Annotated in this window: 22 protein-coding genes; 10 read left to right on the top strand and 12 right to left on the bottom strand. The window is 69.3% G+C overall.

Annotated features, from left to right (window positions below; all coding sequences use genetic code 11):
- The first annotated feature begins 1 nt into the window (after position 1).
- The 7 genes from ACQW02_RS13740 (at position 2) to ACQW02_RS13710 (ending at position 6,421) form a co-directional block, all read left to right on the top strand.
- A complete protein-coding gene (locus tag ACQW02_RS13740; RefSeq protein WP_431285806.1) occupies positions 2-1,111 on the top strand; it encodes an ABC transporter ATP-binding protein in 1,110 nt (369 codons plus the stop codon).
- Between the two features lie 12 nt (positions 1,112-1,123).
- Positions 1,124-1,732, top strand: a complete 609-nt coding sequence (locus ACQW02_RS13735) for a glutathione S-transferase N-terminal domain-containing protein (RefSeq protein WP_431285805.1) — start codon at positions 1,124-1,126, stop codon at positions 1,730-1,732.
- Positions 1,732-2,676 carry a transcriptional regulator GcvA gene (gene gcvA, locus ACQW02_RS13730; protein ID WP_431285804.1) on the top strand — a complete coding sequence of 315 codons (945 nt, stop codon included), beginning with the start codon at positions 1,732-1,734 and terminating at the stop codon, positions 2,674-2,676. Before ACQW02_RS13735 ends, gcvA begins: the two co-directional genes overlap by 1 nt.
- Before the next feature lie 65 nt (positions 2,677-2,741).
- On the top strand, positions 2,742-3,644 hold the full coding sequence (locus tag ACQW02_RS13725) for a 3-keto-5-aminohexanoate cleavage protein (RefSeq protein WP_431285803.1): 903 nt from the start codon (positions 2,742-2,744) through the stop codon (positions 3,642-3,644).
- 73 nt (positions 3,645-3,717) lie between these two features.
- On the top strand, positions 3,718-4,605 hold the full coding sequence (locus ACQW02_RS13720; RefSeq protein WP_431285802.1) for an MBL fold metallo-hydrolase: 888 nt from the start codon (positions 3,718-3,720) through the stop codon (positions 4,603-4,605).
- An 11-nt stretch (positions 4,606-4,616) separates the two neighbouring features.
- Positions 4,617-5,408, top strand: a complete 792-nt coding sequence (locus ACQW02_RS13715; RefSeq protein ID WP_431285801.1) for an alpha/beta fold hydrolase — start codon at positions 4,617-4,619, stop codon at positions 5,406-5,408.
- 35 nt (positions 5,409-5,443) lie between these two features.
- Positions 5,444-6,421, top strand: a complete 978-nt coding sequence (locus tag ACQW02_RS13710; RefSeq protein WP_431285800.1) for a Bug family tripartite tricarboxylate transporter substrate binding protein — start codon at positions 5,444-5,446, stop codon at positions 6,419-6,421.
- A 107-nt stretch (positions 6,422-6,528) separates the two neighbouring features.
- Here the strand turns inward: ACQW02_RS13710 and ACQW02_RS13705 are convergent, their stop codons facing one another.
- Genes ACQW02_RS13705 through ACQW02_RS13695 form a run of 3 tightly spaced genes read right to left on the bottom strand, consistent with a single transcriptional unit; the run spans position 6,529 to position 10,869 of the window.
- Positions 6,529-7,257, bottom strand: coding sequence for a hypothetical protein (locus tag ACQW02_RS13705; protein WP_431285799.1), 729 nt, complete (start codon positions 7,255-7,257; stop codon positions 6,529-6,531).
- Positions 7,254-9,785 (bottom strand): ATP-binding cassette domain-containing protein, encoded by a 2,532-nt coding sequence (locus ACQW02_RS13700; protein ID WP_431285798.1) that lies wholly within the window; start codon positions 9,783-9,785, stop codon positions 7,254-7,256. Before ACQW02_RS13700 ends, ACQW02_RS13705 begins: the two co-directional genes overlap by 4 nt.
- The gene (locus tag ACQW02_RS13695) at positions 9,778-10,869 is read right to left on the bottom strand and encodes an ABC transporter permease subunit (protein ID WP_431285797.1); all 1,092 of its coding nucleotides are present in this window, start codon (positions 10,867-10,869) and stop codon (positions 9,778-9,780) included. Before ACQW02_RS13695 ends, ACQW02_RS13700 begins: the two co-directional genes overlap by 8 nt.
- 63 nt (positions 10,870-10,932) lie before the next feature.
- Between ACQW02_RS13695 and ACQW02_RS13690 the strand changes: the two genes are divergently transcribed.
- Positions 10,933-12,693 (top strand): extracellular solute-binding protein, encoded by a 1,761-nt coding sequence (locus ACQW02_RS13690; RefSeq protein ID WP_431285796.1) that lies wholly within the window; start codon positions 10,933-10,935, stop codon positions 12,691-12,693.
- Between the two features lie 15 nt (positions 12,694-12,708).
- Here the strand turns inward: ACQW02_RS13690 and ACQW02_RS13685 are convergent, their stop codons facing one another.
- From ACQW02_RS13685 to ACQW02_RS13665, 5 genes are all read right to left on the bottom strand, one after another.
- The gene (locus ACQW02_RS13685) at positions 12,709-15,033 is read right to left on the bottom strand and encodes a TonB-dependent hemoglobin/transferrin/lactoferrin family receptor (protein WP_431285795.1); all 2,325 of its coding nucleotides are present in this window, start codon (positions 15,031-15,033) and stop codon (positions 12,709-12,711) included.
- 93 nt (positions 15,034-15,126) lie between these two features.
- Complete coding sequence (locus ACQW02_RS13680) at positions 15,127-16,125, bottom strand: energy transducer TonB (protein ID WP_431285794.1); 999 nt, start codon at positions 16,123-16,125, stop codon at positions 15,127-15,129.
- A 65-nt stretch (positions 16,126-16,190) separates the two neighbouring features.
- Complete coding sequence (locus ACQW02_RS13675; protein ID WP_431285793.1) at positions 16,191-16,610, bottom strand: ExbD/TolR family protein; 420 nt, start codon at positions 16,608-16,610, stop codon at positions 16,191-16,193.
- 4 nt (positions 16,611-16,614) lie between these two features.
- Complete coding sequence (locus ACQW02_RS13670; protein WP_431285792.1) at positions 16,615-17,274, bottom strand: MotA/TolQ/ExbB proton channel family protein; 660 nt, start codon at positions 17,272-17,274, stop codon at positions 16,615-16,617.
- Positions 17,275-17,317: 43 nt separating this feature from the next.
- Positions 17,318-17,734, bottom strand: coding sequence for a Tat pathway signal protein (locus tag ACQW02_RS13665; protein ID WP_431285791.1), 417 nt, complete (start codon positions 17,732-17,734; stop codon positions 17,318-17,320).
- Between the two features lie 286 nt (positions 17,735-18,020).
- Here ACQW02_RS13665 and ACQW02_RS13660 point away from each other — a divergent pair, with 286 nt between their 5' ends.
- Positions 18,021-19,310, top strand: coding sequence for a class I SAM-dependent methyltransferase (locus ACQW02_RS13660; protein ID WP_431285790.1), 1,290 nt, complete (start codon positions 18,021-18,023; stop codon positions 19,308-19,310).
- Between the two features lie 78 nt (positions 19,311-19,388).
- Here the strand turns inward: ACQW02_RS13660 and ACQW02_RS13655 are convergent, their stop codons facing one another.
- From ACQW02_RS13655 to ACQW02_RS13640, 4 genes are read right to left on the bottom strand one after another with little or no spacing between them, the layout of a single operon-like run.
- On the bottom strand, positions 19,389-20,405 hold the full coding sequence (locus ACQW02_RS13655) for an ABC transporter substrate-binding protein (protein WP_431285789.1): 1,017 nt from the start codon (positions 20,403-20,405) through the stop codon (positions 19,389-19,391).
- A 1-nt stretch (position 20,406) separates the two neighbouring features.
- A complete protein-coding gene (locus ACQW02_RS13650; RefSeq protein ID WP_431285788.1) occupies positions 20,407-21,954 on the bottom strand; it encodes an ABC transporter substrate-binding protein in 1,548 nt (515 codons plus the stop codon).
- Positions 21,955-21,971: 17 nt separating this feature from the next.
- A complete protein-coding gene (locus ACQW02_RS13645) occupies positions 21,972-22,739 on the bottom strand; it encodes an SDR family NAD(P)-dependent oxidoreductase (protein WP_431285787.1) in 768 nt (255 codons plus the stop codon).
- Positions 22,736-23,608, bottom strand: a complete 873-nt coding sequence (locus ACQW02_RS13640) for a phytanoyl-CoA dioxygenase family protein (protein ID WP_431285786.1) — start codon at positions 23,606-23,608, stop codon at positions 22,736-22,738. The genes ACQW02_RS13645 and ACQW02_RS13640 overlap by 4 nt, the downstream gene beginning before the upstream one ends.
- A gap of 109 nt (positions 23,609-23,717) precedes the next feature.
- On the opposite strand from ACQW02_RS13640, the gene ACQW02_RS13635 reads away from it, so the two are divergent.
- On the top strand, positions 23,718-24,704 hold the full coding sequence (locus ACQW02_RS13635) for a Bug family tripartite tricarboxylate transporter substrate binding protein (RefSeq protein ID WP_431285785.1): 987 nt from the start codon (positions 23,718-23,720) through the stop codon (positions 24,702-24,704).
- The last annotated feature ends 1 nt before the right edge of the window (position 24,705 follow it).

Here is a 24,705-nt window from a genome sequence, read left to right as displayed (position 1 = left end):
CATGCACGACACGACCGCCATGCTCGATGTCAGGGGCCTGACCAAGGTCTACGCCAATCGCGGCGACGGCCCGTCGGGCGGCGTGCGCGACGCCGCGTTCGCCTTGCAGCCCGCGACCTTCTTCACCCTGCTGGGTCCGAGCGGCTGCGGCAAGACGACGACCCTGCGCTGCATCGCCGGGCTGGAAACCCCCGATTCCGGCAGCATCCGCGTCGCCGACAAGACATTCTTCGACGCCGCCACCGGCACGATGGTGCCGATGAACCTGCGGCGCATCGGCATGGTGTTCCAATCCTACGCCATCTGGCCGCATATGACGGTGTTCGAGAATGTCGCCTTCCCCCTGCGCGTCGCCAAGGGCGAGAACCACAGCACCGCCGAGATCGCGCGCCTGGTGGATGAGGCACTGGACCGCGTCAGCCTGAACGGTTTCGGCAACCGCTCGGCCACGCGCCTGTCGGGCGGCCAGCAGCAGCGCGTCGCCCTGGCCCGCGCCATCGTCCACAAGCCGCGCCTGCTGCTGCTGGACGAGCCGCTGAGCAACCTCGACGCCGCCCTGCGCGATGAGATGCGAAACGAGTTGCGGCGCCTGCAACAGCAGCTCGGCATCACCACCGTCTATGTCACGCACGACCAGACCGAAGCCTTGGAAATGTCCGACCGCATCGCGGTGATGGAGGCCGGGCGCATCGTGCAGATGGACACGCCGCGCGAGATCTACTTCCGCCCCGCCAATGCCTTCGTCGCCAGTTTCGTCGGCACGACCAATTGGTTGAGCGGCGCGCTGGATGGCGACGCGCTGACCTTGCCCACCGGCACGGTCCTGCGTTGCATGCCACGCGGCAATGGCGCCGCCCAACGCCCGGCACGCGCCTCGATCCGGCCGGAGGGGCTGACCTTGCGCGCGCCGGGCTCCACGGCCCCGCCCGCGACCAACCGCCTGTCCGGGCGCATCGTCTTCGCCGGTTTTCTCGGTACGATGAACCGCTACCAGGTGGATGTCGGTGACGCCGTTCTGCAAGCCTATGGGAGCGCGGCCTCGACACATGCTCTCGGCGATCACGTCGCCGTCGATTTTCCGGTCGCCGATACCGTCGTCCTGCAGGATTGAAGGAAGCAGCGCGTGAAACTCTTCTGGTCGTCGCGATCGCCTTTTGCCCGCAAGGTCGTGGCCGTCGCGCATGAACTCGGCATCGCCGACCGCATCGCATTGGAACGCGTCATCGTCTCCGGCACCCAGCCGAATGAGAGCGTGATGGCATACAATCCCCTGAGCCAGATCCCGACCTTGGTCCTGGACGATGGATCGGCCTTGTTCGACTCCGCCGTGATCGTCGCCTTCCTGGACCTGCATCATGGTCCGAACGTGCTGCTACCGGGCGACCCCAGGCAGCATTTCGCGGTGCTGCGGCATCAGGCGCTGGGCGATGGCATCATGGAAAACTCCGTCCGCCGCCTGGCGGAACGGGCGCGTGGGCCACTCGGTTCGCCACAGCATGCGGCCGCCAATTGGTTCAAGATCAGCAGGACGCTGGACCGCCTGGAGACCGAGGCCGCCAGCCTGGAACCCGCCACCGCCGGCAGCATCGCCATCGCCTGCGGCATCGCGCATCTGGATTTCCGCCATGCCGCCGATGATTGGCGCGGCGGCAGGCCGGCCCTGGCCGCCTGGTTCGCGCGCTTTTCCACCCGACCCTCGATGCGTGCGACCGAATACCGGGACGAACACTGATGGCCTGGCAGCTGCCGCCCCTGAACGCGCTGCGCGCCTTCGAGGCCGCAGCGCGCCATTGCAGCTTTTCATTGGCGGCCGAGGAACTCTGCGTCACCCCCGGGGCGATCAGCCGGCAGATCAAGCTGCTGGAAGCCAGCCTCGGCATGCAACTCTTCATCCGCAACAACCGGGAGGTCCGGCTGACCGCGGAAAGCGCGCAATATGTCGCCATGGTGACGGACCTGTTCCGCCGCCTGGATGGTGCCACCGCGCGGCTGCGCGATGCGCGGCGGGAAAAGCCCGTGCGCGTCATGTGTTCCGCCAGCGTCGCGACGCGCTGGGTGTTTCCGCGGCTTCGGCTGTTCCATATGAAATACCCCAACCGGAACGTGCTGCTGACCACCTCGCTGACAACGGCCTCGGTCGCCTTCAGTTCCGACAGCGCCGATTTCGTCATCCGCCTGGGCACCGACGAATGGCCCGCCGATGTCGTCGCACACCGGCTTTTCGACAGCGAATTGACGCCGGTCTGCAGCCCGCGCCTGCTGCAAACGGGGCCGCGCCTGAAGGAGCCGGAAGATCTGCGCCAGCACACCCTGCTGTATTCGGAAATCCGGCCCGAAGGCTGGGGCCGTTGGCTCGCCATGGTCGGCCTGCCACCGCTGTCCACCTTCAACACCCAGAAATTCGAAAGCTCCGCCCTGGTGTATGAGGCCGCGGCCGAGGGGCTTGGCGTGGCCATGGGCGAGAAAAACCTGATCGGCGACGATATCCGCAAGGGCCGCCTGGTGATCCCCTGGCCCATCAGCCAGCGTCATCCGGAGGGCTTCTACCTCATCTACCAGCGGCAGGCGCATAGCACGCCGCAGTTGCGGGAGTTCCGTGACTGGATCCTGCAAAACGACCCCGTCGCCGACGATGTGCATCCGCCGGCGCGGCCCGTCCAGGCGCGCGCCTCCTGAAGGCGAAGCCCGGTTCATCAACCTGATCGAGGAGACCCGCCAAGGTGGCAAAACAGAAGAAAAACGTGATCATCACATGTGCCGTCACAGGATCGACACTGACGCCGTCCATGTCGCCCTACCTGCCCGTGACGGCGGAACAGATGATCACGCAATCCGTCGATGCGGCCAAGGCTGGCGCGTCGATCCTGCATTTCCATGCGCGCGACCCCAATGATGGCCGTCCGACCAATGACCCGGCGGTCTGGCAGACCTTCATCCCGCAGGTCCGCGCGCAATGCGATGCGGTGATCAACATGTCCTGCTCGATGGGCGCGACGGCGGAAGATCGTGCCTCGGCCGCCATGGTGATGCGGCCGGAGATCGCGACGGTGATCGTCGGTTCGATGAACTACGGCCGCTTCAAGAAGGCGCAGGACCAGGGCGTCACCGAATTCCAGCATCAGTGGGAACGCGATTTCTATGGCCCCGACTCGCACCACATCGTCACGCAAAACACCTTCTTCAAGATCGACCGGCTGATCGACATCTTCCTCGAACAGGGCTTCCTGATGGAGTTCGAGTGCTATGACGTCGGCCACCTCTACATCCTCGAACATCACCTGAAGAAGAAGAAGCTGCCGCGCCCGATCATCGTGCAATTCCTGACCGGCATCCTGGGCGGCATTCCGTCGGATATCGACCATCTGCTGCACATGAAGCGCACGACGGAACGGCTCTTTGGCGAGGATACGGAAATCTTCACCCATGGCACCGGCCCGGACAACATGCGCGCGGCCGCCTATGGCGCGCTAATGGGCACCAGCATCCGCATCGGCCAGGAGGACAATGTCACCGAGCGTCCGGGCCGGCTCTACAAGTCGAATGCCGAGCAGGTGCTGAAGATCCGCACCATCCTGGAATCCTTGGACATCGGCATCGCGACGCCGCAGGAAGCCCGCCAGAGGCTCGGCCTGCCGCAACCCTGATCTGTCGCGTTCAGGCTGGCGCAGCATGGCGGATTGCCGCCATGCTGCGCCGAAGGTTTTTGGGGGAATGCGTATGACGGAACGCCAGGTGGCCGGCGTGTATCATCGCCGTGTGGGCGAGATCACGGTGACGGCCCTGAACGATGGCCACCAGGACGTGGCGATGACCACGGTGCTCGGCATCCCGGCCGAGGACGCCGCCAGCATGCTGCACGCCGCCTTCCGCCCGGTTCCGCGCCGCACCACGGTGAATTGTTTTCTCATCCGCAGCGGCACGCGCGTCGCGCTGGTGGACACGGGCTGTGGCCCGGCCAAGCCGACGGTGGGTTTCCTCGCGGCCAATCTCGTCGCCGCGGGTGTCACGCCCGCGCAGGTCGATACCCTGCTGATGACGCATCTGCATCCCGACCATTTTGGCGGCCTGACCGATGCCGCGGGCGCCCGTCTCTTTCCCGAAGCGACCTTGCGCCTGCATGCGGATGAACACGCCTATTGGCACGATGATGTGCCGATGATGCGCGTCACCGATCCCGCGCGGCGAAAACTGTTCTTCGGCGATGCGCGCGCCAGCCTCGCACCCTATCGCGACCGCACCATCACCTTCACCGGCGGCGAGGTCTTTCCCGGCGTCACCGCCATCCCGCTGCCAGGACACACCCCGGGGCATAGCGGCTTCATGATCGCATCCGGCGGTGAATCCCTGCTGATCTGGGGCGACATCGTGCATGTCCAGGAATTGCAGGTGCCGCGACCGGAGGTGACGATGATGGTCGATGTGGACCCGCCGCAGGCCCAGGCCACTCGCCGCCGCCTCTTCGACCAGGTGGCCGCCGACCGCCAGGCGATCGCCGGCATGCATCTGCATTTCCCGGGCTTTGCGCATCTGGCACGCGATGGCAGCGGCCATCGGCTGGTGCCGGATGCCTGGTCGCTGGATCTGCACGGCGACGCACCGGTCTGAGGGAACGCAGCATGCCTTGGCTCACCACACCCGATGTCGCGCTGCGCTATGCGATCGATGGCGACGGCCCGGAAACCCTGCTGCTGCTGCATGAAATGGGCGGCTGCCTGGAAAGCTGGGACGGCATCCTGCCGCTGCTGCTGCCGCGTTTTCGCGTCCTGCGCTACGACCAGCGCTGCGCGGGGCTTTCCGAAAAGCCACGCAGGCCCATGACCATGGCCGATGCGGGGCGCGATGCGGTGGCGCTGCTCGATGCCCTTGGCGTCGATGGCCCGGTCGTGCCGATCGGGACCGCCGTGGGCGGTGCCGTGGCCCTGCATATCGCCGCGACCTATCCGGCACGGGTTCGGGCCGTCATCGCGACCTCGCCCGCCACGGGCGTGCCGGACCAGGCGCGCCAGCCGCTGCGCGACCGCGCCGATGCGCTGGAACGCGAGGGCACGCGCGCCACCGTCGATGCGGGGCTCGACCTGGGCTATCCGCCGGCGCTACGCGGCGATGCCGCGCGCTTCGCGGAAACCCGCGCGCAACGCCTGGCCGCCGATCCGGTGGGGCAGGCGGCGACTATGCGGATGCTGGCGGGGCTCGACATGGTGGCGGCGCTTGCAAGCATCGCCTGCCCAGCCCTGATCCTGGCCGGAATCCACGATCTTGGGCGCCCGCCCGAACGTGTCGCGGCGGTCGCGGCCGTGATCCCCGGCGCCGAGTTCCGCGTGCTGGAAAGCGGGCATTTCATGGCGATCCAGACGCCGGAACTGCTGGCGGCGGAAATTCATCGCTTTCTCGGCCCGCCACCAGGCTGACCGGCTTCTGACGACATCAGGGAGGAACAAGAAAAATGATCACCCGAAGGCACCTGGCGGCAAGCGCTGCCATCCTGCTCGCCACCCGCGCCGCGCGGGCGCAGGCACCCCGCTACCCTGACCAGCCCGTGCGCATCATCGTCCCGTTCCCGGCCGGGGGGCCCGCGGATATCGTCGGCCGGCTGCTGGCCCGCGCCTTGTCGGATCAACTCGGCCAGCCCTTCGTCGTGGACAATCGCGCCGGCGCCGGCGGGGTGATCGGTGTGGAGGTCGTCGCCCGTGCCCGGCCTGACGGGCTGACGCTGGGCATCGGCAGCAGCGGCGCGCTCTCCGTCCTGCCGTCGCTGATGCCGCGCATGCCCTATGATGTGGCGCGGGACATCCAGCCGGTGTCGCTCGCGATCATCGTGCCGCAGGTGCTGGCGGTGCATCCGTCGGTCCCCGCGCGCACCGTCGCGGAACTGGTCGCCTTGGCGAAGGCCCGCCCAGGCGGCCTGAACTTCGCCTCCTCCGGCAGCGGCAATTCGCTGCACCTGGCGGCAGAGCTTTTCCGCGCCCGCGCGGGAGGGATCGAGATCATCCACGTGCCCTATCGCGGCGCCGCGCCGGCCCTGACGGATCTGGTCGGCGGCCAGGTGCAGATGATGTTCGGCGACGTGCCGGTGATGCTGCCGCAAATCCGTGCGGGCACCATCCGCGCCCTGGCGGTGACCGCGCCCGTGCGCTCCGCCGTCCTGCCCGACGTGCCGACCATGGCCGAAGCGGGCGTGGCGGGCGTGGAATCCGAAAGCTACTACGGGCTGATCGCGCCCGCCGGCCTGCCGGCCGACCGCCTGGCCATTCTCAACAACGCGGTGAAGACGGCGCTCGAATCCCCCGCTACGCGGCAGCCCTTGCTGGACCAGGGCGGGCGGCTGATCGGCGGCACGCCGGAGGCCTTCGCGGCGCATATCCGCGCGGAATCCGAGAAATGGGCGGAGGTGATCCGCTTCTCCGGCGCGACGCTGGACTAGACCCAGGGCGGCCCGGTCGAGCACGGCGCAAAGCCGATCGACCTCCCCGCGCGGCAGGCTCGGCAGCACGGCAATACCGTCCCGCCGTAGCCTGCCGGTGCTGGCGTTCAGCCCAACAGCGCCAGGGCGTCCCGTGCCGTCGCATCCAGCGGGCGCAGCACCAGGCCGGTCGGCGCGCCGGCCTCGTCCAGCGCCGCCCAGCCTTCCGGCGTCTCGCGGAAGCCCGACACGCTGCCGTCGCGCAGGTGCAGGTGGAAATCGGGGCGGATGATGTTGGCAAAGCCCATCGCTGGCTTCACCTCCTCGATCCGGCCCTGCCAGGATTGGCGCGCCGGGCCGACGCCCAGGAAGATCTCGACCTCGCCACCGCTGTCGCGCAGCGCCTCAAGCGCGGCGCCACCCGCGCCGGCGGCAACAGGTTCGTCGGATGTCGTGGCGGGCGTCGGCTTTTCCGGCACCGCCAGCGTCTCGCCGACCCAGTCGCGCATCGCGGAGTCGAAGGCCTCCACGCCATCCATGCCGATGACCGACATCAACACGGTTCCGGCAGCGTCCTGGAACTCGATGCGCGGAAAGATCTTGCCGCGCATGCCGCCGCTGCGGTCCGCGACCAGGCGGGCGATGGGGGCCAGCGCCAGGCGCGACTCATGCGCCTCGCCGGAGATCACCAGCGCGCCCTCCGCCTCGGTCACCTGTTGCACCACGCCGATGCGTTCATGCGTGGCGCCACCATGGCTCAGCCCGACCATGGTGCGGCCCAGCGCGGGCAGCAGGGCGGCGGCCTGGATGGGCGAAGCGGTCAGCACGAAGCGTGTGGGCAGGTCGGTTTCAGTCACGATACGGTTTCCTCCAGGTTGGGTGATCGGCTTGTCTGCAACAGGCGGTGGCCGATCACGCGGCCCGCCTCCAGGTGCAGTTCCTCGTCGGCCAGCGCCGCGACCACGCGCGGGTCATGCGTGACCAGAAGGCAGGCGAAGCCGCGCTGGCCCTGCAACCGCGCCAGCAGCGCCAGCACCTCGGCCTCCACGCTGCGGTCGAGCGCCGAGGTCGGTTCGTCCAGCAGCAGGATGTCGGGGCCGGCGATCAGCGCGCGGGCGATCGCCACGCGCTGGCGCTGGCCGCCGGACAGCCCGGCGGGGCGGCGTTCCGCCAGCGCGGCATCCAGCCCGACCTCGGCCAGGGCCACCAGCACGCGCGCCTGGCGTTCGCCGGCGGTCAATTCCGGCATGTGCAGGCGCAGCGGTTCGGCCAGGATCCGGCGCACCGAAAGCCGCGGCGACAGGCTGGTCGCGGGGTTCTGGAACACCACCTGCATCCGCCGGCGCCAGGTGCTGCCCGGCGGCAGCGGCCGGCCATCCAGCAGCACCTCGCCTGTCGCCGGCAGCAACCGCAGCAGCGCCAGCGCGAGCGAGGTCTTGCCGCAGCCCGACGGTCCCGTCACGGCCAAGGTCCGCCCGCGATGCAGCATCAGGTCGATGCCACGCAACGCCGGTGCCCCCCGCCCGTAGGTCACCGCAATGCCGCGTGCCTCCAGCACCGGCACGCCCGGCGGCGGCGGGCAGCGCGCCAGCGCCACGGCGGGCGCGAGCAGGCGTTGCAGCGCCGGATCGGCCCCGCGCAGCGCGGCGCCGGCCGGCATCTGGGCCACGATCCGCCCGTCCCGCATCACCAGGATGCGGCCGCCGATGGCACGCGCGGCCTCGGCATCATGGGTGATCAGCAGCAGCGCCATGCCCAGGCGCTGCCGCAGGTCGTCCAGCAGCGCCAGCAGCGATGCGCGCAGCGCCGCATCCAGCGACGCCGTCGGTTCATCGGCGATCAGCAGGGCAGGGGCCCGCGCGATCGCCATGGCGATGACGGCGCGCTGCTGCTGCCCGCCGGAAAATTCATGCGGCAGCGCGCGCGGCCGTGCCACCGGATCGGGCAGCCCGACCATGCGCAGCAGCGCCGCCGCCCGCGCCTGCGCGGCGCGGCGGGACAGGCCGGCGGTCGCGGCGGCTTCCGCCACCTGGCGCAACACCGGGTGCAGCGGGTTCAGCGCCTCGGCCGGTTCCTGGAACACCAGGCCGATGCTGTCGCGCAACACGGCACGCCGGGTCTGCTCGGCGGCGCCCACCATCTGCCGGCCGGCGATGCGGATCGAACCGGCCAGGCGCGTCGCCTGCGGCGGGATCAACCCGCAGATGGCCAAGGCGGTCACCGACTTGCCGGATCCCGAATCGCCCAGCAGCGCCACGGCCTCGCCGGCGGCGATGGTCAGGTTGACGCCGCGCACCGCCTGGACCGCGCCGAAATCCAGTTCCAGCGCGCGGACCTCCAGCACCGCATCCGGCACGCCCGCCGGCAGCGCCAGCGGGGTGACGATCCGCTTCGCGGGCGCGAGGCGCGGGTCCAGCGCATCGCGCAATCGCTGGCCCAGCAAGGTCACCAGCAGCAACACGCCCCCCAGGGCCGCGACGGCCGCCGCCGCCAGCCAGGGCGCATGCAGGTTGTTGCGCGCCTGGGCCAGCAATTCGCCAAGCGTGGGCGTGCCGGGCGCCATCCCCAGCCCCAGCAGGTCCAGCCCCGCCAGGGTCGTGATCGCCCCTGCGGCCAGGAAGGGCGCGATGGACAGCGTGGGCGCCAGCGCGTTCGGCAGGATGTGCACCCAGGCGATCCGCCGCGCCGGCACGCCCATGGCCGTGGCGGCGCGAACGAAATCCTGGGCGCGCAGGCGGAAGAACTCCGCCCGCGTCACGCCGGCGATGCCCATCCAGAAGAACAGCCCCATGACGCCGGCCAGCACCCAAAGGTTGGGCGCGATCACGCTGGCCAGGATCAGCAGCAGGAAGGTCAGCGGGACGCCGGACCAGATCTCCGTCAGCCGTTGCAGCACAAGGTCGGTGACGCCGCCGCGCCAGCCCTGCCAGGCCCCCATCGCCAGGCCAAGCAGCACGGCCCCCGCCGTGACCAGCGCACCGAAGCCGAGCGACAGCCGCAGCCCCCAGATCAGCCGCGCCAGCACATCCCGCGCCTGGTCGTCGGTGCCGAGCGGGTGGCGCCAGCCGGGGGCGGCGGGGGCGGCCCGGGGCAGGCCCGGCGCCACCGTATCCGGCGCGAAGGGGACAGGCGGCCAAAGCTGCACGGCCCCCCGCCGCGCCAGCAGGGCCTGGACGGCGGGATCGTGGAAATCGGCGGGGATCGGCAGGGTGCCGCCAAGCTGGCGCTCGGTCGGCCGCGACCAGGCCGGCGACGAGACTTGCCCATCGAGCCAGAGCAGCACGGGCCGGTCATTGGCGACGAACTCGGCCGGCAGCACGACCAGTGCCAGCAGCCCGAGGCCGATCGCCGGCCCGCTGCGCCAAAGGGGCCGTCGTTCAGCCACGCCGGGCCCCGAAGTCGACCCGCGGATCGACCGCGACATAGAGCAGGTCCGACGCCAGGTGCAGGACCAGGCCGATCAGCGTGGCCAGCCAGAGCGTCCCGAAGATCACCGGGAAATCCCGCGACAGCGCCGCATCGATGCCAAGCAGCCCGACCCCCTGCAGGCCGAACAGCGCCTCGATCAACACCCCGCCGCCGAGCAGCATGCCCAGCAGCGCGCCCGGCAGCCCGGCGATGACGATCAGCATCGCGTTGCGGAACACATGCCCGAACAACACCCGCGTCGGCGCCAGCCCCTTGGCGCGGGCGAGCAGCACGTAGGTCTTGCCGATCTCCTCCAGGAACAGGTTGCGCGTCAGCAGCGCGAGGGAGGAGAAGCCGGCGATCACCATCGCCGTGACCGGCAGCACGAGATGCCAGAGCCAGTCGGCGACCAACGCCGGCCAGGACAGGTCCTGCCAATTGGCCGAAACCAGCCCGCCTGGCGGAAACACCTGCCAGAAGCGCCCGCCGGCAAACAGCACGAGCAAGGCGACCGCGATGACCATCGCCGGGATCGCATGCGCCGCGACCGTCATCGCCGTCGCCACCGTATCGAAACGCCCGCCCCGCCGCAGCGCCAGCGCGATGCCAAGCGGCACCGCGACAAGATAGGTCAGCAAGGTGGACCACAGGCCCAGCGACAGCGACACCGGCAGCCTTTCCCACAACAGCGCCGTCACCGGGCGATCGAGGAAGAAGGACGTGCCGAGGTCGAAGCTGACCAGCCGTCGCAGCATCAGCCAGAAGCGTTCATGCGCCGGGCGGTCGAAGCCGAATTGCCGTTCGATCTCGGCGATCAGCCGCGGGTCCAGCCCTTCGCTGCCGCGATAGCGCAGCGCGGCGTCCTGCGATCCGCCTTCGGTCGCCGTGCCGCCCAGGGAGCGTTCGGCCGCGTCCTGCACCTCGCCGGTCAGCGTGGCGATCAGGTGTTCGACCGGCCCGCCGGGCGCCATCTGGGCCACCGCGAAGTTCAGCGCGACGATGGCCAGCAGGGTCGGCGGCACCAGCAACAGGCGGTGCAGGACGTAGCGGCGCAGCGGCATCTGGACGGGGGGCTCCTTTCTCGCTGATATATGCGAATGACTCGCAGTTGCATATACCTGACCGTGCTCCTCCTGCCGCTGGCGGCACTCGCCCGCGACGACGCCGTGGCCGCCCACGGCACCCCGGCGCTGCCGCCGGGCTTCAGCCATTTCCCGCATGTGCGACCGGATGCGCCAAAGGGCTGCACCCTGCGCATGGCGCAGTCGGGCACCTTCGATACGCTGAACCCATTCACCCTGCGCGGCCGCATCGTGATGGGGGTGTGGAACTGGGTGTATGACCCGCTGCTGACGACGGCCCCCGATGAATCCCTCGTGGCCTACGGCCATCTGGCGGAGCGTTTCGAACTGGACGAAACGACGCGGCGCGTGCGTTTCACCCTGCGCGCCACCGCGCGTTTCCAGGATGGCCGCCCTGTCACCGCCGATGATGTCGCCTTCACCGTCACCACGCTCGCGCGCTACGGCAGGCCCTTCCATCGCACCCTGCTGGAACGCGCCGATCCGGTGGTGGAGGGACCCCTGACCATCAGCCTGGCGCTGCCTGACGGTGAGGCCCGGCGCGGCGTGCTGCGCCTGGGCGAGGTGCAGATCCTGCCGCGCCACGACTGGGAGGGACGCGATTTCGCGGCACTGACCATGCAGCTTCCGATCGGCAGCGGCCCCTATCGCGTGACCTCCGTCGATCCCGGCCGCCAGGTCATCTTCGATCGCAACCGCGACTGGTGGGCGCGCGACCTGCCGACCGGCCGCGGGCGCTTCAACCTGGATCGGATCGAGGTGACCTGGTACCGCGACCGCATCGCGGCCTTCGAGGCCCTGATGGCCGGCCGCGAGGATTGGATGCAGGAGGCCGATGCGCGCCGCTGGGCGGTCGGCTACGACCTGCCGCCGGTGCGCGACGGCCGCATCCGCCGCGTCGAGCAGCGGCATTGGTACACCACCGGGATGAACGGCTTCGCCTTCAACCTCCGCCGTCCGCGGTTCGAGGATGTTCGCGTGCGCGAAGCGCTGTCGCTGCTGCTGGATTTCGAATGGGCCAATGCCGCCCTGTTCCACGACAGTTTCCGCCGCACGACCAGCTTCTTCGAGAATTCCGACCTGTCCGCCAGCGACGCGCCGGATGCGGCGGAACGGGAGTTGATGGCGGATTTCGCATCGCTGTTCCCCAAGGAAGCCTATGAACGCCCCTGGATGCCGCCGCGCAGCGACGGCAGCGGCCGCGACCGCGCCATGCTGGAACGCGCGCTGGCCTTGCTTGGCGCCGCCGGCTGGGCACCGCGTGACAGCGACGGTCGCCTGGCGAACACGGCGACCGGCGAGGTCTTCATCCTGTCGGTCCTGGCGCAGAGCAATGCGCAGCAGGCCCTTGTCGGCGTCTGGTTCCGCGCGCTGCGCCGCATCGGCGTCGTGCCGCGGTTCGAGGTGGTCGATGCTTCGACCTTCACGGCCCGCACCCGCGCGCATGATTTCGACATCGTCTCCCGCTTCACCATCCCGCCGGATTGGCCGGGGGCGGAACAGCAGAACCTGTGGTCCTCCGCCGCCGCGGCGCGGCCGGGCAGCGGCAACCTCAACGGCATCGCCGATCCGGCCCTGGACGGCTTGCTGGAACGACTGGTCGCCGCACCGGACCGCGATACGCTGCGGACCACGGCGCGGGTGCTGGACCGCGCGCTGCAATGGCGGTCGCTGGTGATGCCCGGCTATTACGATCCGGTGCGGCGATTGGCCGTGGCCGACCGCTTCGCCTGGCCGGCGCAGCCGCCGCGCTTCAGTTATGGCGACGACGCCTGGTGGTGCCAGGCGGCGTCGCCGGAATAGCACGGCCGCCGCGCCTTAGAACGTCAGCCGCAGGCCGACGCGATAGGTCCGGCCCGGTGCCACCTGCAACTCGATCGGGTTGACCGACTTCACGTCGTTCGTCGCGAATTGCGAGCGGTTGTAGGTGGTGCCGCCCGGCGCGAGCGGCATGTAGCGCTGATCCAGAAGATTGAAGATCGCGCCGCTCAGCTCGACATTCTGGAACGGCCGCCAGTTGGCCAGCAGGTCGAAGGCCGTCCAGGACTTCGGCAGGTAGATCTGCGAACTGCTCGCCTGCGTCACCTCATCCGCATAGGTCGCGTTCAGCGTGACGCTGGTGCGCCAATCCGGATATTCATAGGTCACGCCCGTCGTCAGGTTGAGCGGCCGCGCACCGTCGAAGGCGGTGCGTAGCGCGGCCGGTGCCGCGACCTGCGTGCCTTCCTGGTAGGAGGCGCCGCCGTTCAGCGTCCAGTCGCGCGCGAAGCGCCAGGCGCCGGCGAACTCGACACCCTTGACCGTCACCTCGCTCAGGTTCTGGTAGGTGATGTTGAGCGTGCCGGGGATGCTGACGAAGCTTTGGATGAAGTCGGTGTAGTCGGCCCGGAACACACCCAGGCTGGCATAGGCATTGGGATATTGCAGGCGAATCCCGCCCTCGTAGCTGCGCACCTGTTCGGGCCGCAGATTCCCGTTCGGGATCAGGTTGAAGGTGGTGCCGGGCAGCGAGGTATAGAGCTGCTCGGCCGTCGGCATCTTGAAGCCTTCGCCGTAGTTGCCATACAGCGACCAGGTTTCATCGAGCCGCCAGATGGCGCCGAAGCCGGCGGAGACGTTGCTCTCCTCCTGCGTCCGTGCCTCCTGGCCCACCACCTGGCGATAATCGGCGTCTGGGCGCGGGGAGATCCGCGCATTGGTGAAGCGCACGCCGGGCACCAAGGTCAGCGCGCCATCGAACAGGGTGACTTCGTCCTGCAGGTAGATGCCGTAGTTGGTGGTATCGGCATTGGCGAAGTTGAAGCCGCCGGCGCGTGTCGTCGTCCGCACCCCGGTGGTGTTGTTCACCGTCACGTCTTCTCGCGCATAGTCGGTCGCGGTGTCGTAACCGGACAGGCCATAGGTGAGCACATGCCGCGTGCCGCCGAGCTGGAAGCTGGAACCGAGCTGCACCTCGCCCTGCAGCACGTTCTCGGAATAGGTCAGGCTGTCGGAAATGCTGACCTGCTGGCGATTGGCCAACTGGCGCAGGCGCGTGCCGCTGCGCACGATCTCCTGCGGCTGGTAGCCCGCCATGACGCGCACGCTGTCGAGCCAGCGCAGCCCCGCCCGCCACTCCACATCCGTGGCGAAGAGCTTGCGGTCGATGTCCTGGCGGCGCTGGTAGCCGAGGTTGATGATGCCGCCCGTCGCGGGGCCGAGGTCGTAGCGCTGATCGACATCGGTGATGCGCTGCAGGACATCGGCCGTGAAGCGGACGCGCAGGTCGGGGGTCGCATCCCAGACCAGCCGCGCGAAGTAGTTGTCGGCGGAGATATCCGCCGAGTCGAGGCGGTTGCACGGCGTCGCCTGCGGGTTGCGGGTGCAGTTCCAGATCCCGTTCGGCGACCGTGAATTCTCCCGCGACGCCTCGCTGGCGTCACGCCGCTGGTAGGAGAACATGATCCCGACATTCTTGGCCTGGGCGGCGATCGTCGCGCGGCTTTGCAGGCTGCTGTCCAAGGAGGAATAGCTGGTGGACACCTCGCCACCAAACGTATTGCCGGGGGTGATGTAGTCCGACGGGTTGCGGGTGATGTAGTTCACCACGCCGCCCAGCGCGTCGGCGCCATAGAGCACCGATCCCGGGCCACGCACCACTTCCACCCGACGCAGGTTCCAGGGGTCGATCACGTCGCGGGTATTGTCGGTGATGCGCTCGATCGTGCGGAAGCCATCCACCAGGGTCAGCACGCGATTGCCGCCGACGCCGCGAATGGTCACGCCGCCCAGGCTGGCGAAGGGATCGGTGCCGGTGGTCTGGCGGTTCACGGTCACGCCCGGCGTGTAGCGGAACACATCCTCCGCATTGCGCGCCAATTGCCGGTCGAGTTCGGCACCGGTGATGACATCGACAGTCTGCGGCGTGTCGAACAGCCGTCGCGGGTTGCGCAGCGCGGTGGTGTTCACCGGCGGCAGCAGGGTCAACGGCGGCAGCCGCACCTCGCCGTCCGGGGCCTCCGCCGTCACGGCGGTCGGTTCGGTCGTCTGTGACGCCGCGGGACCGGCGGCGAGCGCCGCACCGGCGACGGAGGCGGCGAATAGGCGTTGCAGGCGCAAGCGCCTTGTTCCGGCGGCGGGCCGCACGGCAGTCAAGCGAATCATCAAGAAACTCTCCCCGTCTTCGCTTCACATGCAAATGCGAATCATTCGCAATGTCAATTGCGAGAGAGGAGGAAGGCCCCGATCAACCTGGAGTCAGTGCAGTGAGAAGCCGATCGGCACCATCACGGTCGCCTGCGCGCCCGGCATGTCCGCCGGCAGGCGCGGCAGCGGGGAGACGCGGCGCAGCAACGCCATCGCCTCCTGGTCCAGCAGCGGCGATCCGGCACCACGCACGAGGTGCGGGGCCAGCACCGTGCCGTCGCGCGCGATCGAAAAGCGCACCATCGCGACGCCTTCCGTCCCCCGCTCATGCGCCGAGGGCGGGTAGCGCAGGTTGCGCTGCAGGATGCGTGCGATGGCGGCGGCATAGGCGGGGGGCAGTTGCGTCGCCTGGCTATCGCCGGCCGCACCCCCGCTGGGGGCCGCAGCGGCGGTCGCCGCCGCCGCGCCGGTTGCGGCGCCGCCGGCGGTTGCGGCACCTGGCGCCCCGGTCGATGCCCTTGCCTCGGCGCTGCCGGCGCCCCGCTGCGCCGGGGCCGTTGCCGGGCGCGGCCGCGGGGCGGCGGCGGCCGGGCGGGCGGGCTGGGGCGTTTCGGGCCGGCGTTCCTGCGGCGGTGCCGGGGCAGGGGGGGGTGGTTGCACGGGCAAGGCCTCGGTCACCGGCACCGCCTCGGTCACCGGCGGGGGTGGCGCCGCGGCGTGCAATTCGGCGGCGGGGGCTGCCTCGGGCGGGATGGCGGCCGGCGCCGCCACCGGCCGCAGGTCGGGTGGCACGACATCCGTGGGCGCGACGTCCGGCGGCGGTGGCGCGGCGGCGGGCAATGCCTCGGCCGGCACCGGCTCGGCCATGGCGACAGCCTGCGCCGGTGCCACGGGCTGCGCCGCGTCATCCGATGCCGCCTGCGTCAATGTCTCGGCGGGCCCCTGTGCCGCCAGGTCGCCCGATGCGCCATCGGCCGTGTCGCCCGCGGCGATTCCCCCCGCCGCACCGAAGCCGGACAGGCCCAGCGACATCGGCGCCCCGGCCGGTGCCGGCAAACTGCCCGGATTGAGCAGCACCGCGGCCAAGGCGACATGCAGGCCAATCGCCACCGCCCAGGCGGCGGGGCGAATGCGCCAGGGGCTGGCCTCCAGCCCCGGCTGAATCCCGGCGGCGCTCAGGGCGCGCCCTCGCCGATCAGCGACGCGCGGGCAAAGCCGGCGGCCGACAGCCCGGCCAGGACGCGCATCACCTCGCCATAGGGCTGGGCGCGATCGGCGCGCAGGAACACCGGGCGATCGGGGGCCGCCACCGCGACCGGCTGCAGCCGCGCCACCAACCCGGTCGCCGGCACCTCCTCGCGCTCGACGAAAATCCGGCCCTGGCCGTCGAGGGTGACGATCAGCGGCTCCTGCGCCTGCGTCGCCGCGGCCTGGGGCGCCTGCGGCAGGTCCACCGGCACGCCCACGGTCATCAGCGGCGCCGCCACCATGAACACGATCAGCAGCACCAGCATGACGTCGACAAAGGGGGTGACATTGATCTCGGACAGGATCCCGTCGTCCTCGCCCGCGTCGTCGCGCCCGCCGAAGGCCATGGCGCTATTCCCCCGCCAGGCGCGGGCGCTGCCCATCCGCCAGGCCCAGCCGGCGCGCCAGCCGTTCCGCGGCGCCATGCGCCGCCCCACGCGCGTCGGCCAGCATCGCCGACAGCCGGTTGTAGGCGAGGGCCGCGGGAATGGCCGCGACCAGGCCCAGGGCGGTTGCGAACAGCGCCTCCGCGATGCCCGGCGCCACGGCGGCCAGGCTGGTATTGCCGCTGGCGGCGATGGCGGTGAAGGCGTTCATGATGCCCCAGACCGTGCCGAACAATCCGATGAAGGGCGCCGTCGCGGCGACGCTGGCCAGCAGCGGCAGGCCGCGCCGGGCCTCGGCCGCGCATTCCGACACCGCCAGGCGCGCCGCCCCCGCGATATGCTCGCGCCGGTCCGCCGGCCGTTCCGCCGCCGCCTCCCGCGACGCCTGTTCCGCCGCGACCAGGACGGGCAGCCAGCGGTTGTCGGCGGCCGGCGGCCGACCGTCATCGGCAAAGCGACGCAGCGCCCGGGCGTCGCGGCCAAGCCGGCTGAAGCCCAGCGCCCGGTCGAGTGCCAGCGCCCAAACCCCCAGCGACGCCACAAGCAGCAGCAGCATCACGGCGCGCACCACCCAATCGGCCATGAGGAACAGGCCGAGCGGTGAAAGATCGTGCGGTGTCGGCAATGCGGTGCTCCTCACTAGATGTCGAAAATCATGAGGCCGGGCGTCAGAGGCCGAAGCGGACGCCAACGCGGCTGGTCGGCCGCAGCATGTCGGCGCAACCGGGCTGGTCCTGGCCCCCGATCCGGCAGGCCAGCACGTCGTTCACCAGCAGCCGCCCCAGCCGGTCGCAGGCCAGGCCCGCCAGGTCGAACAGCCGGACCGTGGTGCGACCCGCACCAACGGGCCCGAGTTCCACCGCCGCGCGCCGCGCGATCTGGCCATCGGCGCCGAAGATCACGAGGTCGAGCCGCAGCGTGGCGACCGGCTCCGCGCCGGTCGCGTCATTGGCCAGCACCATCCACAGGCGGCAGCCATCCGCGGCACCGGCCATCGGCTCCAGCCGGTTCAGTTCCACCTGCAACTGCGGCTGGGCCTGGGCTTGGGTGCCTACGGCCAGCACCGACGCCAGGGCCACGCTCAACCAAAGGCGCCGCCAAGCCGTGCGGCATCGCCCTTCGCGCCATGTCGTCGTCATCTCGGCCTCGCTTGGTGGAGCGGATGCTTGCCATGATTGCGAATGACTCGCAATCTCATAAATCATCCGGTGCCGCGAGGAAGGCCTGGCGGATGATCATCTCGAAAGGCGAGACACCGCGGCCGCGCCTACCCTATCCTGCCGTCCCGCAGGAGTGCCCGCCCATGGTCGACCTATCGTCCGGTTGCCGTCCTGGGGCGCGTCGCGCCTGGCCCGACCTGGGCTGAACGCGGTGGACCGTATCGCGGGGCTTGCCCGGCTCGCATCCCATCTGGCGCAGGTCGCGCCATTCGACGTCACGATCCGGCTCTGGGACGGCACGCTGCTGCCGCTGGCGCCGGGCGCGCGCGACGACCTGCTGATCCTGGTCAATACGCCCGCCGCCCTGACCCGGATGATGCGGCGCCCCCGCCTGGCCACCCTGGTCGATTTGATCGGTGAGGGGGCGATCGACCTGCAAGGCGGCACGCTGCTCGACCTCGCGGCACGGCAGGGCGCCACCTCCACCCGTGGCCTGTTCCGGCGCCTGGACAAGCGCCTGCTGACCACCGCGCTGCTGCCCTTCCTGTTCGGCTCGGGCGGCGCTGCCGCGACCCAGGCCTTCGCCGGCGCGCAAAAGGCGCGGCATGAGGAAGGCCGCGACGACAAGGCGCAGGTACAGTTCCACTACGACCTGTCCAACGCCTTCTACGCGCTCTTCCTCGACCCCCGCATGGTCTATTCCTGCGCCTATTTCCGCGATTGGGACGCCGACCTCGCGACCGCCCAGGCCGACAAGCTTGAGATGATCTGCCGCAAGCTCCGCCTCGCCCCCGGCGAGCGTTTCCTCGACATCGGCTGCGGCTGGGGCGGGCTGGTCTGCCACGCGGCGCAGCACCACGGCGTCACCGCCCATGGCGTCACGCTCAGCCAGGCGCAATTCGACCTCGCGACCCGGAAGATCGCCGACCTCGGGCTGCAGGACCGCGTGACCATCGAATTGAAGGATGTCCGCGCCCTGGCCGGACCCTTCGACAAGATCGCCAGCATCGGCATGTTCGAACACGTCGGCCTGGACAATCGCGACGGCTACTTCCGCCAGATCCGCGACCTGCTGCGCCCGCGTGGCCTCTACCTGCACCACGCCATCACGCGCCCGATGAAACGCAACGAACGCGCCTTCCGCCACAAGCGCCCGGAATTCGCCGCCATCGTGAACTACGTCTTCCCGGGCAGCGAATTGGACCACATCGGCGGCACCACCGACGCCATGGAACGCAATGGCTTCGAAGTGCACGACACCGAAGCCTGGCGCGAACACTACGCCCGCACCACCCGCCATTGGGCCGAGCGCCTGCACGCCAACCGCGCCGCCGCCGAGGCCGAGGTGGGCGCGGCCAAGACCCGCATCTGGCTGCTCTACCTGGCCGGCGTCTCACTCGCCTTCGAACGCGGCACCATCGGCATCTTCCAAACCCTGGCCACCCGCCGCACCCGCGGCGCCTCCGGCCTGCCGCCGACAAGGGCAGACCTGTATCGGTAACCGGGGCGGAAGAAGGGGGGAATTTGCGCCTTGAGAGGGCCAAGGCCCCTTGCGGTTTTCAAAGCGCAAATTCCCCCATCACACCCGCCGCTCCGCCATCGGCGGCAGGTAGCGCTGGGTGAACATGCTATCCGCGCTGGGCGGGTTGGCGATCCCGAAGGCCTCCGCACTGGCGCTGATCAGCAGTTCCGCCCGTGCCGGCTCCAGCGACCCAAGCCCATCCCGCCGGACATTCGGCGTCAGGATCGACCGGTCGCGGGTCATCTCCCACCGCCGCTTCTCCAGCGCCACGTCGAACAGGGGTTCGCGCTTCAGCAGGGACTGCATCCCGGCCTCGGGCTCCGCGATCAGCAGTTGCAGCCCAGCCATCGAGGCACGCACGAAAGCCGCCGCCTGCGGCCCGTTGCGTTCCAGCCAATCCGCCCTTGCCACGATGGCGCTGCCGCAGATGTCCAACCCATTCTCGGCATAGGGCCAGGCCAGGATGTCGGATTCCGGCACCCCCATCGCCACCAGGTTGAAGTAGGTGGTGAAGAGGAACCCCGTCACCGCATCCACCTGGCGCTGCGCCAGCATGGTGTCGCGCAGATTGGGCGCCATCCCCGACCAGCGCACCCGCGACGCATCGATGCCCGCCGCCCGCGCGAAGACGGGGAAGAGCACGCGCGACCCTTCACCCTCTGGCGCGCCGACAAGCCGGCCGACGACATCGCCGGGCTTGTCGATGCCACGCCCTTTGAGCGTCACCAGCGCCGCCGCCGTGCGGTCGAACACCTGGTAGATCGAAACCAGGCGCTGGCTCGGGTTCTCCGCATTGAACTTCACGGCCGTGCTGATGTCCGTGAAGCCCAGATCATAGGCCCCCGTCGCCACCTTCACGGCGGTGTCGCCCGAACCAAACCCCCGATCGATGCGGACGGACAGGCCGTTCTGGCGGAACAACCCCCGTTCATCCGCCAGGGTCCACATGCCGTGGTTGCCCTGCAACGCCCAATCCAGCGTGAAGCGCAGCGGCGTGAGGCTGCCCTGCGCCCGCAGGATCGCGGGGGCCGCCATGACGCCGGCCAGTGCCAAGAACGTACGACGCGCGGTCATCTCAGCGCACCGTCACGAAGCGGAGGTCGAGCCGGTTATCCGGCCGCAACACCACATCGACCCCCGCCCGCGTGCCCCATGCGAGGCTCAGTTGGTACAGCGGCAGGTAGACCATGTTCTCGCGCTCCATCGCATTCGCCTCGGCGATCAACCCGCGCCGCGCCGCGGGGTCCATCTCCACGCCCACACGACCGACCAGCGCATCGAAATCAGGATTGGACCAGCCCGTCGCATTCCAGGAGCCATTGCCGCCGCCCTTGGTATGCATCGTGTTCCAGAGGATGTGGTGCGCATCGAAGGTCGGTGCATACCAGGCCATCAGGTAGAAGCGCGTGTCGCCACCGGTGATGCGCGGGAAGAAGCGCGCCCGCGATTCCGGCTGCGACGCCATGCGGATGCCGATCCGTGCGAGCATCGGGCCTAGCGCCATGCACACGGCCTCGTCCTGCGGATACTGGTCGTTGGTGCAGTTCAAGGTGACGTCAAAACCTTGCGCCTGCCCAGCCTCCGCCATCAGGCGGCGGGCGGCGACAAGATCGGTCGCCGGATGCCGCGCCATGTCCGGCGCAAAACCCTCCACACCCTCGGGGATCATCGACCCCGCCGGCAACGCCGATCCGCGCATCACCACGCGGCGCAGCGCCACGTCGTCGATCGCCGCATACATCGCCTGACGCACGCGGACATCGCGGAACGGATGGTCGCCCGACTGGTTCAGCCCAAGATACATCACCGCCGGCCGCGCCCCGCGCACGACGCGAAAGGCCGGATTGGCGGTGACCTGCGCCGTCGCCTGTTCCGGGATCGGGTTGATCAGATCGGCACCGCCCGACAGCAGCGCGGCCAGCCGCGTCGCATCGGATCCGATCGGCGTGAACACCACCTCGGTCAGGTCATTCGTCGGCGTGTCCCACCAGCGCGTGTTGCGCGCCAGCTTCACCTGCTGCCCGGCCTCGTAGCTCACCAGCCCATAGGGACCGGTGCCATTGGCATGACGCGTGGCGAAATTCTCGGTGCCGGCGCCGCGCGTCGGCGTGAAGGGCAGGGTGGCCTGGTTCGCTTCCGACCAGGGCTTGCTCATGATGTAGAAATTGGCGATCTCAGCCAGCAGGATCGGGTTTGGCGCGCGCGTCACGATGTCGAAACTCGTGTCGTTCACGACATCGATGCGTTCGATGCTGCGCACCGCCGGCCGCGCGTCCGATGTATCGGCCTGGGCCCGGCCCAGCGAGAACACGACATCCGCGACCGTCAGCGGCGTGCCATCCTGGAACACCACGCCCTGGCGCAGGGTGAAGCGCCAGCGCGTCGGCTCGATCACCTGCCAGGCGGTCGCCAGCCCGGGTTCGATCTGCATGTCGCGATTTCGGCGGATCAGCGCCTCATAGACATTCATGATCACGCCGAGCGTATTCGTCTCGGTCGTGCCATGCGGGTCGAAGGTCTGCACCTCCACCGCCTGCGCCACGATGAAGTTTCGCGCGGAGGCAACCTGCGGCGCGAATGTGGTGGCGGCCAGACAGGCCATCATGGCAAGGCGGGACAGCATGGGTCGATCTTTCTGCGTCACAGAATGGTACCTCCGTCGATGGTGAAATCCTGGCCGGTGATGTTCGCCGCCGCATCGCTAAGCAGGAATCGCACCACCCCGGCGATTTCCTCCGGCGTGCTGATGCGGCGAAGCACGCCGCCCATGCGTTCGGTGTAGCCGGCGATGACAGCGGCCTCCGGCTGCCCCGTGGCCTCGGCCTCCGCGCGCCAAATCCCCTGCATGCGATCGACCCCGATCGGGCCTGGCATTACGAGGTTGACGGTCACGCCATGCGGCCCCGCCTCGATCGCCGCCGACCGATGCAACCCGCGCAGCGCCCATTTGGACGCGACATATCCCGCGCGTCCCGGCCGCCCGCGCTGCCCATGCGTGCCGCCAATCGACACCACGCGGCCCGATTTGCGCGCATACATCGCCGGCAGCGCGGCCGAGAGGGTGACGAAACACGCCCGCAGATTCACCGCGATGACCGCATCGAATTCGGCGATGCTGATCTCGCCCAGCGGCTTGCCCAGCGGCCCGGTGATGCCGGCGGCATTGACCAGCGCATCGACGCGCCCGTTGGACCAATCCAGGCCTTGCGTCATCGCGCCCTCGGTCGCTTCGGCATCGGCCAGGTCGGCCTCCGCCAGCATCCACGGCGTGGCGAGGGTCGCACCGAACGCCTCCAACGCCTCCCGGTTCCGACCGATCAGGACAAGGCTGTAGCCATCATCCGCCAGCATGCGCGCGATGCATTGCCCGGTGCCCGAACCGGCACCCGTGACGAAGGCGGTCCTCACGGCTCATTCGCCGCGACAAAATAGCGGGAACGCAACTGGCTCTGGCTCTCGAAGATCGAACCCGGCGCCCGCGTCGGAAACGGCTGCTTGATATAGACCGGCTCGTTCCGCACCAGGCTGGTGCCACGCCCCGCCACGATGCGATCCATGTATTCCGCCCAGTCCACGCCATAGAACAAGGGAAACGCATCCGCCGCCGCATACTCCAGAAACATCATCCGCCGCATCCGCCCGCTGCGATTGGGTGCGGAGCCATGGATGGTCATGGGATGATGAATGCTGACCGATCCGGCGCGCCCGATCAGCGGCACCGCCTTGCCCAGATCCACGCCATCGCGCGCGACGTCGATGGCGCCGACAAAAAATCCGTCGCTGTCGTGATGCTCCAACAGCGGCCCGCGATGACTGCCCGGCATCACCATCAACGGCCCATTGTCGGCCAGGCAATCATCCAGCATCACCGCGATGATGCACATGTCCATATTGCTATGCGGCGCAAAGGCCCAATCCTGGTGCCACTCGATCGGGCTGCCATTGTCGCCGGACTTGGTGTTGATCTTGCTGTGGCTCAAACGAATATCGGGGCCGACGATGGCGGAGGCGAACTGCATCAGCGTCGCACTGCGGGCAAACTCGAAGAACAGCGGGTCGGCGCTATGCGGCGTCTTGATGCGCCGAATGCGCGGCGCATCGCGCGTGTGCCCCGTATCGAGTTCAAGAACATCCGTATGGCTGTCCGTCTGCCGCGCGCCATCCATCAGGCGATCGGTGACGGCGACCAGTTCGCGCAGCATATCCGGCGGCACCAGATCGGGCACCAGGGTGAATCCATTCGCCTTGAAATCGGCGATATGTTCGGCACAGGTCATGGATTATTCTCCATCAGTCTATTTCGATTGGATGGTGATGTGATCGTCATCTTCGCCATTTCATCGGCACGGTAATTGCTTCGAAAACGGGAGCAAGGAGTCCATCACGATGACCACTACGACCACGACCCGCCGCGCCCTGATCGCCGCCGGCCTCATGACACCCGCCATCGCCCGCGCGCAGGCGGTGTGGAGCCCCGACCGCCCCGTGCGCATCATCATTCCCTTCGCCGCAGGCGGTGCGTCCGACGTGCTGGCGCGCAGCGCCGCCGAACGCTTGATGACGACCATGGGCCGCAGCGTCATCGTCGAACCGCGCCCCGGCGCCGGCGGCAACCTGGGTGCGGAGGCCGCCGCCCGCGCACCCGCCGATGGCCACACGATCTTCTTCGGCGGCATGTCCAGCAACGCGATCAACGAAGCGCTGTACAACCGCCTCAGCTTCGATCCCGGCCGCGACCTGGTGCCGCTCGGCATGTTCATTGGCATCGCAAATGTGTTGATGATCAACCCCGCCAAGCGCGACTTCGTTGATCTCAACGCGATGCTTTCCGAAGCGCGCGCCAAGCCGGGCACGCTCGCCTATGGATCGAACGGTGCGGGATCGGTCACGCATCTGACCATGGAATTGCTCAAGCGCGCCGCCGGCGGCATCGACCTGCTGCACGTGCCCTATCGCGGATCGGGTCCCGCCGCCGCCGGGCTGATGGCCGGTGACATCACCATGATGTTCGACGGCGCACCCAGCGCGATCCAGCAGATCCGTGGTGGCACGCTCAAGCCCCTCGGCGTCAGCACCGCCAAGCGCGTCGCTGCCTTGCCGGAAGTGCCGACCCTCGCCGAAGCCGGCGTGCCCGGTTTCGACGTGCCGTCCTGGTACGCCATGTTCGCGCCGGCCGGCATGCCCGAACCCGCGCAGCGCCGCTGGCGCATGGAACTCGCGGCCCTGTGCCGCGATCCCGCCTTCGTCAGCGTGCTGGACCGCAACGCCGCCGAATACATGGCGCTGGAAGGCGATGCCATGGAACCCTTCCTGGCCGGCGAACGCACCCGCTGGAAGCAGGCGGTGCAGGACAGCGGCGCCAAGGTGGACTGAC

It is taken from the genome of Humitalea sp. 24SJ18S-53, from assembly GCF_050632385.1.
Lineage (GTDB): Bacteria > Pseudomonadota > Alphaproteobacteria > Acetobacterales > Acetobacteraceae > Humitalea.
Note: the sequence above shows the minus strand (reverse complement) of the source record. Positions and strands in the feature narration are given on the sequence as shown.

Bases quoted from the DNA above. Each gene is read 5' to 3' on its own strand.
- ACQW02_RS13740 (WP_431285806.1), top strand. From the start codon at position 2: ATGCACGACACGACCGCCATGCTCGATGTCAGGGGCCTGACCAAGGTC.
- ACQW02_RS13635 (WP_431285785.1), top strand. From the start codon at position 23,718: ATGACCACTACGACCACGACCCGCCGCGCCCTGATCGCCGCCGGCCTC.
- ACQW02_RS13695 (WP_431285797.1), bottom strand. From the start codon at position 10,869: ATGCCGCTGCGCCGCTACGTCCTGCACCGCCTGTTGCTGGTGCCGCCG.
- ACQW02_RS13655 (WP_431285789.1), bottom strand. From the start codon at position 20,405: ATGACCGCGCGTCGTACGTTCTTGGCACTGGCCGGCGTCATGGCGGCC.
- gcvA (WP_431285804.1), top strand. From the start codon at position 1,732: ATGGCCTGGCAGCTGCCGCCCCTGAACGCGCTGCGCGCCTTCGAGGCC.
- ACQW02_RS13675 (WP_431285793.1), bottom strand. From the start codon at position 16,610: ATGGCCTTCGGCGGGCGCGACGACGCGGGCGAGGACGACGGGATCCTG.
- ACQW02_RS13685 (WP_431285795.1), bottom strand. From the start codon at position 15,033: ATGATTCGCTTGACTGCCGTGCGGCCCGCCGCCGGAACAAGGCGCTTG.
- ACQW02_RS13720 (WP_431285802.1), top strand. From the start codon at position 3,718: ATGACGGAACGCCAGGTGGCCGGCGTGTATCATCGCCGTGTGGGCGAG.
- ACQW02_RS13710 (WP_431285800.1), top strand. From the start codon at position 5,444: ATGATCACCCGAAGGCACCTGGCGGCAAGCGCTGCCATCCTGCTCGCC.
- ACQW02_RS13640 (WP_431285786.1), bottom strand. From the start codon at position 23,608: ATGACCTGTGCCGAACATATCGCCGATTTCAAGGCGAATGGATTCACC.
- ACQW02_RS13650 (WP_431285788.1), bottom strand. From the start codon at position 21,954: ATGCTGTCCCGCCTTGCCATGATGGCCTGTCTGGCCGCCACCACATTC.
- ACQW02_RS13715 (WP_431285801.1), top strand. From the start codon at position 4,617: ATGCCTTGGCTCACCACACCCGATGTCGCGCTGCGCTATGCGATCGAT.